Consider the following 14,226-nt stretch of genomic DNA (forward strand, 5'->3'; position numbering starts at 1 on the left):
AAACGGCGCGCGCTCTTGTATATAAGTAGGTCTGGAGGGCTGGATTTGACGACTGCGTACGACATTGTAACCGACGAGACCGCTGCCGGCGCACCGCGCGACGGCCGCATCAAGCTGCACGGGCCCGAAGGCTTTGCCGGTATGCGCAAGGCCGGTCGGCTGGCTGCGGAAATCCTCGACATGCTGGCGGGCGAAGTCGCGCCGGGCGTTACGACTGAGTATCTCGACAAGCTGGCCCGCGAATACGCGTTCGATCACGGCTCCACCCCCGCGACCCTGTTCTATCGCGGCTATCGCCACTCGCTGTGCACCTCGATCAATCACGTCGTCTGCCACGGCATTCCGGGACCCAAACCCCTGAAGGACGGCGATATTCTCAATATCGACGTCACCGTCATCGTCGATGGCTGGCATGGCGACACATCGCGCATGTATGTCGCAGGCACGCCCAAACGGAAGGCGGAAATCCTGATCGACACGACCCATGAGGCGATGATGGCCGGGATCAATGCGATCAGGCCGGGCGTCACGCTGGGCACGATCGGCGCCGTCATCCAGGAATATGCCGAGACGCGGCGCTGTTCGATCGTGCGGGATTTCTGCGGCCACGGCCTGGGTCAGAATTTCCACGACAGCCCGAATGTGCTGCATTTCGGTGAACATGGCGAAGGGCCTGAACTCAAACCCGGCATGTTCTTCACCGTCGAACCCATGCTCAATCTCGGCCGGGCGGATGTGAAAGTCCTCTCCGATGGCTGGACCGCGGTCACGCGCGACAAGTCTCTCTCGGCCCAGTTCGAGCATTCCTGCGGCGTCACCGAGGACGGGGTGGAGATCTTCACCACCTCGCCCAAGGGTCTCGACAAGCCTCCCTACACGATCTGAACCATGCCCGGGACCGCGCACCATACCGGCCATCGCGACCGACTGCGCGAAAAACTAACTACAGCGGGCGGTCTGGCGCTTCACGATTATGAATTGCTGGAGCTTTACCTGTTCCGTTGCATTCCGCGCCGCGACGTCAAACCCATTGCGAAAGACCTGATCGCCCGTTTCGGCGATCTGGGTGGGGTCGCGACGGCGCCGCTGGAACAGCTGACGACCGTGAAGGGCGTCAGCGAGAAGACCGCCGCCGAGCTGAAACTGATCAAGGCGCTGGCCGAGCGTCTGGCCCGCGAACAGGTGATCGGCCGGCCGGCGATCGCGTCCTGGTCGGCGCTCATCACCTATTGCCGCACGGCCATGCAGCACGCCACGACGGAACAGTTCCGCGTGCTTTTCCTGGACCGCAAGAACAAGCTGATCGCCGACGAGATTCTGGGTGAAGGCACGATCGACCATGCCCCCGTCTATCCGCGCGAGGTAGTCAAACGGGCGCTCGCGCACGAGGCCTCGGCCATCATCCTGGTGCACAATCACCCGTCCGGCGATGCCACACCCAGCCAGGCCGATATCGAGATGACCCGCTCGCTGATGGAGATCTGCCAGCCCTTCGAGATCGTGGTGCACGACCACCTGGTGATCGGCCGCGAGAACACGGCCAGTTTCAAGACGCTGGGTCTGATATAGGCGGACTTCCCGGCTGCCAGAGTTCCAGTTTCACGCCGTCGGGATCGACAATCCAGGCGAAACGGCCCTGATCGTACTCGACCGGTTCCTCGGTCACCGGTTCGACCCCGTGTGCGCGGGCGCGCTCCAGCACCCCGTCGAGATCGTCAACGACGAGATTGATCATGAAGGGCGCCGTGCCCGGCTCCATGTATTCGTGCATGTCCGGACCGAACGGGCTCCACACCGTCATGGCGCTCTCGCCATAGGCGGCGACAAAGTCCTGCGGCCTGAAATGCGCGCCGCCGAAATCGGCCAGATCGATCCCCAGCACGTCCGCATACCAGCGCCCGGTCGCCTGCGCGTCGCTGCAGCGCGCGAACACGCCGCCCAATCCGATCACCCTGGCCATATTGTCTCTCCCTGCGATGGCAGCTGAAGCGCGGCGGTGCCGCCATAAACATTATTGCCTGTCCGGGAGACGGACCCAAGGTCCGTCTCCCCTGGTCCAAACGGCCGCTTCACACGGCCTCTGGACCTGTCCGGCCAATGGCCTAGCTTGGGCATCGAACCAGAAAGAGCTCCCGCCCATGCACAATCGCGCCAACTACTTCACCCATCTGGAATGTTCGGAAACCGGCAAGCACCACGACAAGGACAAGCCGCACAATCTCTCCGAGGCCGGAAAACCGCTGCTGGCCCGCTACGACCTCGATGCGATGAAGGTGGCAGTGGACCGCGGTGCGATCTGGTCCCGGCCGGGCGGATTCTGGAAATGGCGCGAATTGCTGCCGGTCCGGGACAATGCCGATATCTGCCGTCTCGGCGAAATCGACACGCCGTTGATCGACGTGCCCGCCACGGGCAAGGCCTCCGGCGCGACCGGCAAGGTCTGGGTGAAGGATGAGGGCCGCCTGCCGACGGGCTCCTTCAAGGCGCGCGGCCTCGCGCTCGCTGTCGCCATGGCCCACAGGTTCGGCATCAGGCGCCTCGCCATGCCCACGAACGGCAATGCCGGCGCGGCCCTGTCCGCCTATGCCAGCCGGATGGGGATGGAGAGCTGGTGCTTCGCCCCGGAGGACACGCCGCAGATCAATCTCGACGAGATGGCGCTGCAGGGCGCGAACGTCTTCAAGGTGAACGGCTATATCCATCATTGCGGCGCCCTGGTCGGCGCCGGCAAGGACAAGATGGGCTGGTTCGACGTCTCCACCCTGAAAGAGCCCTACCGGATCGAGGGCAAGAAGACGATGGGCCTGGAACTCGCCGCCCAGATGGGCTGGAAACTGCCCGATGCGATCTTCTACCCCACCGGCGGCGGCACCGGCCTGATCGGCATGTGGAAGGCCTTCGACGAGATGGAAAAACTCGGCTGGATCGGTCCGGAACGCCCGAAAATGTTCGCCGTCCAGGCCGAGGGCTGCGCCCCCATCGTGAAAGCCTTCGAGGCCGGCGAACGCCATGCCGAGGAATGGGAAGACGCCCGGACCGCCGCCATGGGCATCCGCGTGCCCAAGGCCATCGGCGATTTCCTGATCCTGGATGCCGTGCGCGAGAGCGACGGCGCCGCGCTGGCCGTGTCGGAGGACGCCATCGAAACGGCCCGCACCCGCTGTGCCCGCGAGGACGGCCTCCTGCTCTGCCCCGAAGGCGCCGCGACACTGGCGGCCATGGAAAAGGCCATGGGCGACGGGCTTGTGGCACGGGACGCGGAATGCGTGCTGTTCAATTGCGGCTCGGGGCTGAAATACAAGATGCCGGACGGAGCCGTGGCGCTGGACCGGCACAGCGAGGTGGATTGGGGGGCGCTTTAACCCCTTCTCCCCCACCGGGGAGAAGGTGCCCGGAGGGCGGATGAGGGGCGGCCGCGCAGCGGCCACCAAGACCATGACCGTCATCACGGATAAAACCGCCAGACACCCCGCACTGTCCCGGCATGCGCCATCCACACCGAAACCGCGCCCGCAAACTCCGCAAACAGCAAACCCCGGCGGAGGCCCGGCTCTGGTCTCGGCTGCGCAACCGCGCCCTGGCCGGCGCCAAGTTCCGGCGGCAGGTCCCGGTCGGTCCCTACATCGCCGACTTCCTGTGCAAGGATCTCTCGATCATCGTCGAGGCCGACGGTGGCCAGCACGCCAACCAGGAGACCTATGACGCCCGCCGCACGGCCCGGTTGGAAGCCGGGGGCTATCAGGTTCTTCGCTTCTGGAACCACGCCATCCTGACGGACACGGACGCGGTCATGGAAGCCATCGGCGACGCCGTCCATCACGCGCGAATGGCGCGGTCGGATTCTTAAGCGGCGCGGCTTTGCCGCGCGCCCCTCACCTTTGATTCCTCTCCCCGGTCGGGGAGAGGCGGAGCGTGACGGCGCGGCCGCCACTTGACCTTTCGCGCCCCTTGGCGCATCCCCCGCGCTTCTCCACCGAGCACACGGAGCCCGCACATGATCCCCCGCTATACCCGTCCGGAAATGGCCGCCATCTGGTCGGACCGGAACAAGTACCAGATCTGGTACCTGATCGAGGCGCATGCGACGGAGAAGCTGGCGGAGCTGGGCGTGGTGCCGCAATCGGCGGTCGAGGCGGTCTGGAAAGCGAAAGACGTCGAATTCGATGTCGACCGGATCAATGAGATCGAGGCCGAGGTGAAGCATGACGTCATCGCCTTCCTCACCCATCTGGCCGAGCATGTCGGCGAGGAGAGCCGGTTCGTCCACCAGGGGCTGACCTCCTCGGACGTGCTGGACACCTGCCTGGCGGTGCAGCTGAAACAATCGGCCGACCTGCTGCTTGAAGGCCTCGACCGCGTGCTGGCAGCGCTGAAAAAGCGCGCCGAGGAGCACAAATACACCGCCTGTATCGGCCGTTCGCACGGCATTCATGCCGAGCCGACGACGATGGGCCTGAAATTCGCGCGTTTCTATGCCGAGTTCGCCCGCAATCGCGAACGCCTCGTGCGGGCGCGCGACGAGGTCGCCACCTGCGCCATTTCCGGTGCCATCGGCACGTTCGCAAATGTCGATCCGGCGGTTGAGGAACATGTCGCCGAACGGATGGGCCTGACGGTGGAGCCGATCTCCACCCAGGTCATCCCGCGCGACCGCCACGCCAATTATTTCGCCGTGCTCGGCCTGATCGCCTCGGCGATCGAGAATATCGCCATCGAGGTGCGCCATCTCCAGCGCTCCGAAGTGCGCGAGGCGCAGGAATATTTCTCGCCGGGCCAGAAGGGCTCGTCGGCCATGCCGCACAAGCGCAATCCGATCCTGACCGAGAACCTGACCGGCCAGGCGCGCCTGGTGCGCTCGGCCGTGACGCCGGCGATGGAGAATATCGCCTTGTGGCACGAGCGGGACATCTCCCACTCCTCCGTCGAACGCGGCATCGGCCCGGACGCCAATGTGCATCTCGACTTCGCCCTGCACCGCACCGCCGGCATGATCGAGAAGCTGATCGTGCATGCCGACCGCTGCCAGGAAAACCTCAACGCCTATGGCGGCATCCACAATTCCCAGCGCGTCCTGCTGGCCCTGACCCAGGCCGGCGCCTCGCGCGAGGACAGCTATCGCCTGGTCCAGCGCAACGGCATGAAGACCTGGGACGAGGGCGGCATGCTGGTCGATCATCTCAAGGCCGATGCCGAAGTCACCGCCCTGCTTTCCAATGAGCAGATCGAGGCCTGTTTCGACGAGGCCTATCACATGAAGCATGTGGACACGATTTTTAAGCGGGTGTTCGGGGAATAGCGTTCCAACTATCGACGCTTGTCATCCCGGACGCATGCCCGGCCTTGAGCCGGGCGGAGATCCGGGACCCATAATCCCGGTGTTCATCCCGCTGTCGCCGTTATCGAGCCTGCTTACGGCCTAGATCGGCACGTATGGGTCCCGGCTCTACGCCCCGCCTGCGCGGGGCATTCGGCCGGGATGACAAATGCGTTTGTTGGCTTGCCGGGAAGAGCCCCCTAAATTCCCCCCATGTCCAAGCTCTACGATTCCATCGACGACCGCCTCACCGCCTTCATCGAAAGGCAGAAGATGTTCTTTGTCGCCACGGCTCCGTCCGGCGATGAGGGGCATGTGAATGTCTCGCCGAAGGGCCATGACAGTTTCCGTATCCTGGGACCCAACGAGGTGGCCTATCTCGATCTGGGCGGTTCGGGCGTGGAAACCATCGCGCACCTGCGCCAGAACGGGCGCATCACCTTCATGTTCTGCGCCTTCGAGGGCATGGCCAATATCCTGCGCCTTTACGGCACCGGTACGGCCACCTGTTTCGACGATGACGGTTTTGCGGAGAAGCTGGCCCTCTTTCCGGAATATCCCAAGGCGCGCTCGGTCGTCACGGCGAAGATCCACCGCATCGCCGACAGTTGCGGCTGGGGCGTGCCGGTCTACGACTTCAAGGGCGAGCGCGACCAGCTGCTGCGCTATAATGAGCACCGCTCCGAGGAGGAATGGCGCGAGCGGCGCTATGCCGGCAATGCCCGGTCGATCGACGGGCTGCCGGGCCTGGTCAAACCGGAGCCGGCAGAATGAGTGCGCAGGACGAGGCCGAGATCGAGCAGTTGATCCAGGACTGCTACGCGATGGTCTCCGGACCGGCCGGACCGCGCGACTGGTCGCGCCAGGACGAGATCTTTCATCCCGAATGCCGCCAGATGCGCACCGGGGTGGACGAGGCGGGACAGCCCTGGATGATGATTTTCTCGCTCGACGAATACAGCGCCAATGCCGATGCGCTGCTCTCCACGACCGATTTCTACGAGGTCGCGCTGGTCAACAGGATCAGCGTTTTCGGCAATATGGCCCAGGCCTGGTCGAGCTATGAGGCCAAACACCATCCCGACGATGCCGATCCCGAACGCCGCGGCATCAATGCCTTCCAGTTCTACAAGGGTCCGAGCGGGCGATGGCAGATCGTCTCCATGATCTGGGACAATGAGCGCGACGGGCTGAGCCTGCCCGACGACATGACACAGGCGTGATCGCGGGGCCGGCTGACAGAGCGTCGTGGCCGTCCTAGATCGGGGGCGAAGAGGAAATCCCGTCCATGCGCCTTGTTCTTGTTGTTCTGGTCGCCCTTGCCGCCTTTCTCGGTCCGAATTTTGTCCGCGCATCGTGGGACGAACCGGTATCTGCCGGGCAGCCGCGCCTGGTGGCAGCCATGTTTCGCTCGTCCTGGTGCAGCGCCTGCCGCATCCTGGAGCCGCGGGTGGAGGATGTGCGCGAGGCGTTCGGCGAGGCGCCCATCGGCTGGGTGCGTTTCAACTTCACCTGGGGCGAACGCGGCGGCCTGCGCGATCTCGCCGTGGAGGAGGGCATCGCGCCCCTCTACGACCGGATGGACGGCCGCACGGGCTTCCTCGTCCTGATGGACCGGGAGACCGGCCAGGTCTTCGAGATTGTCACGATGGACTATGGACGGGAACAGATCCGCGAGGCGCTGGAGCGCTGGCTGATCGTGGTGGAACGGCTGGAGAGTGTGGAACATCCTGCCCCCTGACGGGGCAGGACGGCCTGGCTCGCCTAGCCTTCCGAGCGGATTTCCTTGCGGGCCTTGGCCAGCAACTCGTCCATCTGCTTGCGCAGCAGGTGGTCGGACAGGTCCACGCCCTTTTCGTCGAAGTCCTTGCGGATCTTGCGGAAGACGTCCTCGTCGCCCGCTTCCTCGAAATCGGCGACGATCACCGATTTGGCGTATTCGGCCGCAGCCTCGCCCTCGATCCCCATCTGCGCTGCGGCCCACAGGCCGAGCAGCTTGTTGCGCCGGGCGGTCGCCTTGAACTCGATCTCCTGATCGTGCGCGTACTTGTTCTCAAAGCCTTTTTCGCGATCGTCCAAGCCCGACATGGGTGCCTCCTTGAGGATGGGGTGTTTGCCGGTGTGACTAGCTCGCCCGCCGGGGTAAATCAATCTCTTCGGCTCATAGTGATAGCGTACCGTTGCAGGGCGTTGCAGAGGGACGCGCACACGGATATTTTCCCCCGCCGATGCGCGGTCCGGTTTCGAATCGGGCCGCGCCGCGCTTTTTCAGGCCAGAAAGGCTCCTGTCGGGAGCCGGGCCGCCACCGGAGCGTTCGCCGATGTCCCGCCGCAAGAAACTCTACGAAGGCAAGGCCAAGATTCTCTACGAAGGTCCCGAGCCGGGCACGCTCGTCCAGTATTTCAAGGACGACGCCACCGCCTTCAACAATCAGAAGCACGCCACGCTGGAAGGTAAGGGCGTCCTGAACAACCGGATTTCCGAGTATATCATGCTCGGCCTCGGCCGGATCGGCATTCCGACGCATTTCATCAAGCGGCTGAACATGCGCGAACAGCTGGTGCGCCAGGTGGAGATCATTCCCCTGGAAGTGGTCTGCCGCAATGTCGCCGCCGGATCGATCAGCCAGCGCCTCGGCGTGCCCGAGGGCGAGGCCCTGCCCCGGTCCATCGTCGAATACTATTACAAGAAGGACGAGCTGGGCGATCCGATGGTGTCGGAAGAGCACATCACCGCGTTCAACTGGGCGACGCCCCAGGAGATCGACGACATGATGGCGATGACGCTGCGGGTGAATGATTTCCTGTGCGGCCTGTTCTCCGCCGCCGGCATCCGCCTGGTGGACTTCAAGCTGGAATTCGGCCGCTACTACGAGGGCGACATGGTGCGCACCGTGCTGGCCGACGAGATCAGCCCGGACAGCTGCCGCCTCTGGGACATGGACACCAACGAGAAGATGGACAAGGACCGGTTCCGGCGCGATCTGGGCAATGTCACCGAGGCCTATGCCGAAGTGGCCAAACGCCTGGGCATCATGAAGGAAAGCGGCCAGGTGCCGGCGAATGACGGCGCCGTGAAATAGCGTCGGCCTTACCCCACTGGCGTGGGGGGCCGCCGCGCAGACGGGGGAATTGCGGCGACAGGCTCAAGGGCCTCACGGCGCTGCGCATCGCACGTCTTCCCGCAAGCGGGGAAGAAAGGACGGAACAACCCTGCCCTGCTGAATTGCTTCGTCCGGTCAATTGCGCCGAAGTCGATACCGCTTTATGCAGGGCGCAATTTCGTGACCCAAGAAGCGAGTCGAGCCCGTGAAAGCGAAAATCCACGTCTATCTGAAACCCGGCGTTCTCGATCCCCAGGGTGCGGCCGTGGCCGGCGCGCTGCACAATATGGGTTATGACGAGGTCACGGACGCCCGCCAGGGCAAGCTGATCGAGCTCGATCTCGCCGGCGAGGACGTCGATCAGGCCCGGGCCCGTGTCGACGAGATGTGCCGCAAACTCCTCTCCAACCCGGTGATCGAGAGCTACTCGATCGAGCTGGAATAAGCGGGGTCCGGCCGATATGAAATCCGCCGTCATCGTCTTTCCCGGTTCCAATTGCGACCGCGACGCACACGACGCCATCGAAAAGGTCACGGGCCATGCGCCCGCCATGGTCTGGCATCAGCAAAGCGAACTGCCCGAGGGCACCGAATTCGTGATGATCCCGGGCGGCTTTTCCTATGGCGACTATCTGCGCTGCGGCGCCATGGCCTCGCGCTCGGCGATCATGCCGGCCATTGTCGCCCATGCCGCCACCGGGGCGCCGGTGCTGGGCGTGTGTAACGGCTTCCAGATCCTCACCGAAAGCGGTCTCCTGCCCGGCGCGCTGATGCGCAATGCCGGCCTGAAATTCGTCTGCGAGAAGGCGAAGCTGAAGGTGGAGAATGCCAATACCCGTTTCACCTCACGCTATGAGGGCGGCGCCGAACTGGTCGTGCCGATCGCCCATCACGACGGGAACTACTTCGCCGACGAGACCACGCTGGACCGCATCGAGGGCGAGGGCCAGGTCGTCTTCCGCTATGGCAACAACCCCAACGGCTCGGCCCGCGACATCGCCGGCATTACCAACGAGCAGGGCAATGTCCTGGGGCTGATGCCCCATCCCGAACGTGCCGTGGACGAGAAGCACGGCGGCACGGACGGACTGAAACTCTTTGAATCGCTGCTGGGAAGCGCGTAACCGACATGACCCAATACGCCGAAGGCATCACCGCCGAGATCGTCAAGGAACACGGGATCACCGACGAGGAATACGCCGTCATTCTCGACCGTCTGGGCCGGGCGCCCAACCTCGTGGAGCTGGGCATTTTCTCGGTTATGTGGTCGGAACACTGTTCCTACAAGTCGTCGCGCGCGCATCTGGGCAAATTCCCCACATCCGGCGAGAAGGTGATCCAGGGGCCGGGCGAGAATGCCGGCGTCATCGATATCGGCGACGGGCAGGCCTGCATCTTCAAGATGGAAAGCCACAACCACCCCTCCTTCATCGAGCCCTACCAGGGCGCGGCGACGGGTGTGGGCGGCATCCTGCGCGATGTCTTCACCATGGGCGCGCGCCCGGTGGCGCTGATGAATGCGCTGCGCTTCGGCGCGCCGGACCATCCCAAGACCACGCACCTGGTCTCCGGCGTCGTCGCCGGCATCGGCGGCTACGGCAATTGCGTCGGCGTGCCCACCGTGGGCGGCGAGACCAATTTCCACGCCGGCTATAACGGCAATATTCTCGTCAACGCCATGGCCGTTGGCCTGGCGGACGCCGACAAGATCTTCTACGCCCGCGGCGCCGAACCGGGCCAGCCCATCGTCTATGTCGGTTCCAAGACCGGCCGCGACGGCATTCACGGCGCCACCATGGCCTCGGCCGAGTTCGACGATGCCTCGGAGGAAAAACGTCCCACCGTCCAGGTCGGCGACCCCTTCGTCGAGAAGAAGCTGATAGAGGCCTGCCTGGAACTGATGGCCACCGATGCCATTGCCGCCATCCAGGACATGGGCGCGGCCGGCCTCACCTCCTCCTCGGTCGAGATGGCCGACAAGGGCGGGATCGGAATTCATCTGAACATGGACGCCGTGCCCCAGCGCGAAGCCAATATGACGGCGTACGAGATGATGCTCTCGGAAAGCCAGGAACGCATGCTGGTGATCATGAAGCCGGGCCGCGAGGACGTCGCCAAGGCGATCTTCGAGAAATGGGAGCTGGACGTCGCCGTGATCGGCGAGACCACGGATACCGGCCGCATGGTACTGACCCACAAGGGCGAGACCGTGTGCGACATCCCGGTCGCCCCGCTGGCCGACGACGCGCCGAAATACGAGCGTCCCTTCTTTGCCCCGGAAGTGCGCGCCCAGCTGAACGCCAAGGACATCGCCCAGCCCGGCCATATGGGCGAAATTCTGCTCAAGCTGATGTCCAGCCCGGACATGGCCTCCAAGGCCTGGATCTGGAAGCAGTATGACCGCCACGTCATGGCGGATACGACGGCGAGCTCGGAAGACCCGTCCGACGCAGCCATCGTGCGCGTGCACGGCACCGGCAAGGCGCTGGCCATCACCACGGACTGCACGCCCCGCTATTGCTATGCCGACCCATATGAGGGCGGCAAGCAGGCCGTGGCCGAAGCCTGGCGTAATCTCACCGCCACAGGCGCCGATCCGATAGCCATCACCGACTGCCTGAATTTCGGCAATCCGGAACGCGCCGAGATCATGGGCCAGTTCGTGGGCTGTGTGGAAGGCATGGCCGAGGCCTGCGGCAAGCTCAATTTCCCGGTCGTTTCGGGCAATGTCAGCCTCTACAACGAGACCAATGGCGTAGCCATACCGCCGACGCCGGCCGTCGGCGGTGTCGGCCTCATCCCCGATCTGGAGCGGCGTGCGCATTTCGGTGGCCTCAAGGAGGGTGACATCCTCCTGGTCGTGGGCGAAACGCTCGGCGCGATGGGCGCATCGGTCTATCTCAAGACGATCGAGGAACGCGAGGACGGCGGGGTCCCGCCGGTCGACCTGGCGGTCGAGAAGGCCAATGGCGACTTCGTGCGCGGCCAGATCCGCGCCGGCCGGCTGACATCTTGCCACGACATTTCCGACGGTGGCCTGGCCTGCGCCGCGGCCGACATGGCACTGGCCTCGAACTGCGGCATCAAGCTGGCGCATGAAGGCAAGTCCCCGCCCATGCACGGCTTCCTCTTCGGCGAAGATCAGGGCCGCTACCTGATCGCGGCGGAGAAAGAGGACGCCATCGCCATCCTGCAGGATGCCAAGGCGGACGAGATCCCGGTGCATGTCGTCGGCCTGGCCGGTGGCACGGCAATCACCGTCAACGGCGCCCACCCGCTGGAACTCGACCGCCTGCGTGCGGCCTGGGAAGGCTGGCTGCCGGAACTGATGGGGCATCTGGCCGAAGCGGCGGAATAACGCCGCGTGTCATCCCTTCCCCCGACGGGATCAGCCGTCCTCCGCGAGGGTGAAAATCTCCTCGACGGGCACGCCGAAATATCGGGCCAGCTTCAGGGCAATCACGGTGGACGGGACAAAGCGTCCGACCTCGACCGTCGAGATCGTCTTGCGGGACACATCGATCGCCGCCGCCAGTTCGCTCTGGCTGATATTCCGCTCGGCGCGCAAGACGCGGATCCGGTTTGCAAGCGGGGCACTCATTCCACGGCGCCCCCATCGCCCGGGCTCCGACCGAGCACGAAAAAGCTCACAGAGAACACGAACAGGGCGAATGCGATCAGTCCGTCGACGAGGGTTTCCGCCGATACCCGCGAGAGCAGGAGCGTGTCCAGTGTCGTCAACACGATCATGCCCAGCATGACAGCGCAGAAGGCGGTCATCGCGGCCCGCCTCAGGACAGCTCCGAAGAAATCATCCCCTTTCCAGGGATTCACGGCCGTGCCGCCGAAACGGGTCTTGAGATAATAGAAGAGCGGCAGGAACACGGCGAGCACGGCGATACCGCCGGCCAGCTGGGCATTGTCCAGCCATGTGGCCATCGCGCCGCCCGCATAGACTTCGACAACCTTGGCCGCATAGATCAGTCCGGCCAGAGCGGTTCCAGCACCGGTCAGGATGGCCAGGCTGTCGCTCGCCTCGGCCCTAGAGGACGGATTGAGAAAGGACATGGGTATACCTCCAGGCACCATTTTGATACCTGAAGGTTTCACATGATACCCGTAGGTGTCAACAAGGGCGGTAAAGGTTTCAAACCCTACCGTCCCGCCGCCTCGCCGATTGCGTCCAGCCTTTCATCCGCTTCCCGCGCGAAATCAACAACCGCGGCGGACGCATCCTGGAAGAAGTCCAGCGTCATGTTCTCATAGGTGTCGCTGGGCTGGTGATAGTGGGGATGATAGTCGACGCCGAGATAGATGAAGGGAATGCCGGCACGGTGAAAAGCGCCGCTGTCGGTGGCGTACGTCCAGTCGGCGCTGGGATCCTCGCTCGGCTCGTCGAAGCCCATGGGCATGGACACTCCGGCGCGGGCGGCGACCTCCTCCACAAGCGGCACCAGGAAGGGGTAGTGATAGGTCCCGACGGCCCAGAGTATCCCCTCCTCGGACATGGCGATCATGTCGAGATTGAGGTTGAAGGCGATCGTCTCCTGCGGCACGGGCGGCTCGGCGACAAAGGTGCGGGCGCCCTGCAGCCCTTTCTCCTCGGCATCGAGAAGCGCAAGGATCACATCGTGCTCCGGCGGATTCGCAATGAAATCGGCGGCAATGGCCAATACGCCCGCCACGCCGGACGCATTGTCGTCGGCACCGTTCCAGATCTCGTCGCCGCGCATGCCTTCATGATCGTAATGTGCGGTGACCACCATCGCCCGGTCACTGTCGGACACGCCCTCGATCCGGCCGACGATATTGAAGCCGGTAACGGTCTTCTCCGGATCCTCGCGGGTCGTGAAAGTGAAGCTGTGCTCATAGCTTTCACCGATGGGCGGAACACCGATCTCCTCCAGCCGCTCGATGATATAGGCCCGGGCAAGCGCACCGCCCGGCGATCCCGCCTCCCGGCCCTGCATCTCGTCGGCGGCGAGCATACGCAGATCCTCGAGCAGTTGCGCCCGATCGAGTGCCGGCTCGCCCTGGGCCAAACCGGCCTGGGCGAAGATGGAAATGGACATCGCTGCAGAAAACAGAACGGAACGCATGTGCTCCCCCGGACAAGTCGTGAATTCCGGGGGAGCTTGCCATGGCGGTCGCGACAACCCCACTGAAATTTCCGTAGCTTTCAGCAGGCTAGAAGAACCAGCCCCGGGGGCTTGCGGCCGGTTCGTCTTCCAGGTCCGGCCAGTTGGCTTCGGACCGTTCCAGATACCCCGGGATGTCGCGGTCCCAGCGTTCCTGGATATTCCGGTTGAAATTCATGTAGAGCACGCCATTGACGGCCCGGTAGGCCAGCTGATCGGACCGCACCTTGTTCCCGTTCGCCATGGCATAGGCGCAGTGACCGTCATAGGCCGGCACATAGCGCCGGGGATCGGCCAGGAAGAGGTCGCGATTGTCCTCGCTGACAAAGTGCCAGGTGAGGCCATTATAGTCCGCGGTTATATCCGCGTGCGCCATCCGCGGGCTGTCCTCGGTGTGATAGGTGATCACGTCATGCCCGCCGACCGGACGGCCTTCGCGGTCGACATACTGCTCGCCGGCCCGGGCGGCGGCCGCAAGGAAAACGAAGAGCACACCGAGATTGACCAGCCCCAGGGCAAGGCGAAGTGTGGTTTTGACAGCCAGGAGGAGGCTCATGGTCTTTTCCCGGGCGGCGGTGACGATTAGCCTGACCCCTATATGTGTCAGCCCCATGCCGGGTGAAAGCCACGTTTCAACACGCCCGCTCACGGGCACGTCAGCGACCGGAGA

18 protein-coding genes are annotated in these 14,226 nt (G+C 64.1%); 12 read left to right on the forward strand and 6 right to left on the reverse strand.

The window, feature by feature from the left end; genetic code table 11:
• Positions 1-45: 45 nt before the first annotated feature.
• Together map and radC are read left to right on the forward strand one after the other, a co-directional pair.
• Positions 46-885, forward strand: a complete 840-nt coding sequence (map, locus tag Q1U94_RS07335) for a type I methionyl aminopeptidase (protein ID WP_300543057.1) — start codon at positions 46-48, stop codon at positions 883-885.
• 3 nt (positions 886-888) lie between these two features.
• Positions 889-1,569: a DNA repair protein RadC gene (gene radC, locus Q1U94_RS07340; protein ID WP_300543059.1), complete on the forward strand. Its 681-nt coding sequence runs from the start codon at positions 889-891 to the stop codon at positions 1,567-1,569.
• On the opposite strand, the gene Q1U94_RS07345 is transcribed toward radC, so the two are convergent.
• Positions 1,547-1,960, reverse strand: coding sequence for a VOC family protein (locus tag Q1U94_RS07345; RefSeq protein ID WP_300543060.1), 414 nt, complete (start codon positions 1,958-1,960; stop codon positions 1,547-1,549). The two genes, radC and Q1U94_RS07345, sit on opposite strands and share 23 nt — an antisense overlap.
• 178 nt (positions 1,961-2,138) lie before the next feature.
• Between Q1U94_RS07345 and Q1U94_RS07350 the strand changes: the two genes are divergently transcribed.
• From Q1U94_RS07350 to Q1U94_RS07375, 6 genes are all read left to right on the forward strand, one after another.
• On the forward strand, positions 2,139-3,362 hold the full coding sequence (locus tag Q1U94_RS07350) for a threonine synthase (protein WP_300543061.1): 1,224 nt from the start codon (positions 2,139-2,141) through the stop codon (positions 3,360-3,362).
• Positions 3,363-3,484: 122 nt separating this feature from the next.
• Complete coding sequence (locus Q1U94_RS07355) at positions 3,485-3,847, forward strand: DUF559 domain-containing protein (protein ID WP_300543063.1); 363 nt, start codon at positions 3,485-3,487, stop codon at positions 3,845-3,847.
• 147 nt (positions 3,848-3,994) lie between these two features.
• On the forward strand, positions 3,995-5,296 hold the full coding sequence (gene purB / locus Q1U94_RS07360; RefSeq protein WP_300543064.1) for an adenylosuccinate lyase: 1,302 nt from the start codon (positions 3,995-3,997) through the stop codon (positions 5,294-5,296).
• A gap of 231 nt (positions 5,297-5,527) precedes the next feature.
• Positions 5,528-6,088, forward strand: coding sequence for a pyridoxamine 5'-phosphate oxidase family protein (locus Q1U94_RS07365; protein WP_300543065.1), 561 nt, complete (start codon positions 5,528-5,530; stop codon positions 6,086-6,088).
• Complete coding sequence (locus Q1U94_RS07370; RefSeq protein WP_300543066.1) at positions 6,085-6,537, forward strand: hypothetical protein; 453 nt, start codon at positions 6,085-6,087, stop codon at positions 6,535-6,537. The genes Q1U94_RS07365 and Q1U94_RS07370 overlap by 4 nt, the downstream gene beginning before the upstream one ends.
• Positions 6,538-6,602: 65 nt before the next feature.
• The gene (locus Q1U94_RS07375; protein WP_300543068.1) at positions 6,603-7,055 is read left to right on the forward strand and encodes a hypothetical protein; all 453 of its coding nucleotides are present in this window, start codon (positions 6,603-6,605) and stop codon (positions 7,053-7,055) included.
• A gap of 23 nt (positions 7,056-7,078) precedes the next feature.
• On the opposite strand, the gene Q1U94_RS07380 is transcribed toward Q1U94_RS07375, so the two are convergent.
• A complete protein-coding gene (locus Q1U94_RS07380; RefSeq protein WP_300543070.1) occupies positions 7,079-7,402 on the reverse strand; it encodes a DUF1476 domain-containing protein in 324 nt (107 codons plus the stop codon).
• A 233-nt stretch (positions 7,403-7,635) separates the two neighbouring features.
• On the opposite strand from Q1U94_RS07380, the gene purC reads away from it, so the two are divergent.
• The 4 genes from purC to purL all read left to right on the forward strand — a co-directional run bounded on the left by purC (position 7,636) and on the right by purL (position 11,776).
• On the forward strand, positions 7,636-8,397 hold the full coding sequence (purC, locus tag Q1U94_RS07385; RefSeq protein WP_300543071.1) for a phosphoribosylaminoimidazolesuccinocarboxamide synthase: 762 nt from the start codon (positions 7,636-7,638) through the stop codon (positions 8,395-8,397).
• A gap of 226 nt (positions 8,398-8,623) precedes the next feature.
• On the forward strand, positions 8,624-8,863 hold the full coding sequence (purS, locus tag Q1U94_RS07390) for a phosphoribosylformylglycinamidine synthase subunit PurS (protein ID WP_300543072.1): 240 nt from the start codon (positions 8,624-8,626) through the stop codon (positions 8,861-8,863).
• Positions 8,864-8,879: 16 nt separating this feature from the next.
• Positions 8,880-9,542 carry a phosphoribosylformylglycinamidine synthase subunit PurQ gene (gene purQ / locus Q1U94_RS07395; protein ID WP_300543073.1) on the forward strand — a complete coding sequence of 221 codons (663 nt, stop codon included), beginning with the start codon at positions 8,880-8,882 and terminating at the stop codon, positions 9,540-9,542.
• A 5-nt stretch (positions 9,543-9,547) separates the two neighbouring features.
• A complete protein-coding gene (gene purL / locus Q1U94_RS07400; protein WP_300543074.1) occupies positions 9,548-11,776 on the forward strand; it encodes a phosphoribosylformylglycinamidine synthase subunit PurL in 2,229 nt (742 codons plus the stop codon).
• Between the two features lie 30 nt (positions 11,777-11,806).
• On the opposite strand, the gene Q1U94_RS07405 is transcribed toward purL, so the two are convergent.
• The 4 genes from Q1U94_RS07405 to Q1U94_RS07420 form a co-directional block, all read right to left on the reverse strand.
• Positions 11,807-12,019 (reverse strand): helix-turn-helix transcriptional regulator, encoded by a 213-nt coding sequence (locus Q1U94_RS07405; RefSeq protein WP_300543075.1) that lies wholly within the window; start codon positions 12,017-12,019, stop codon positions 11,807-11,809.
• A complete protein-coding gene (locus Q1U94_RS07410; RefSeq protein ID WP_300543076.1) occupies positions 12,016-12,486 on the reverse strand; it encodes a hypothetical protein in 471 nt (156 codons plus the stop codon). Before Q1U94_RS07410 ends, Q1U94_RS07405 begins: the two co-directional genes overlap by 4 nt.
• 86 nt (positions 12,487-12,572) lie before the next feature.
• Positions 12,573-13,517 carry a M20/M25/M40 family metallo-hydrolase gene (locus tag Q1U94_RS07415; protein ID WP_300543077.1) on the reverse strand — a complete coding sequence of 315 codons (945 nt, stop codon included), beginning with the start codon at positions 13,515-13,517 and terminating at the stop codon, positions 12,573-12,575.
• Positions 13,518-13,605: 88 nt separating this feature from the next.
• The gene (locus Q1U94_RS07420; RefSeq protein ID WP_300543078.1) at positions 13,606-14,112 is read right to left on the reverse strand and encodes a YHS domain-containing (seleno)protein; all 507 of its coding nucleotides are present in this window, start codon (positions 14,110-14,112) and stop codon (positions 13,606-13,608) included.
• Positions 14,113-14,226 lie beyond the last annotated feature (114 nt).

The organism is Maricaulis sp. (assembly GCF_030149515.1).
In the GTDB taxonomy this organism is placed as follows: Bacteria; Pseudomonadota; Alphaproteobacteria; order Caulobacterales; family Maricaulaceae; genus Maricaulis.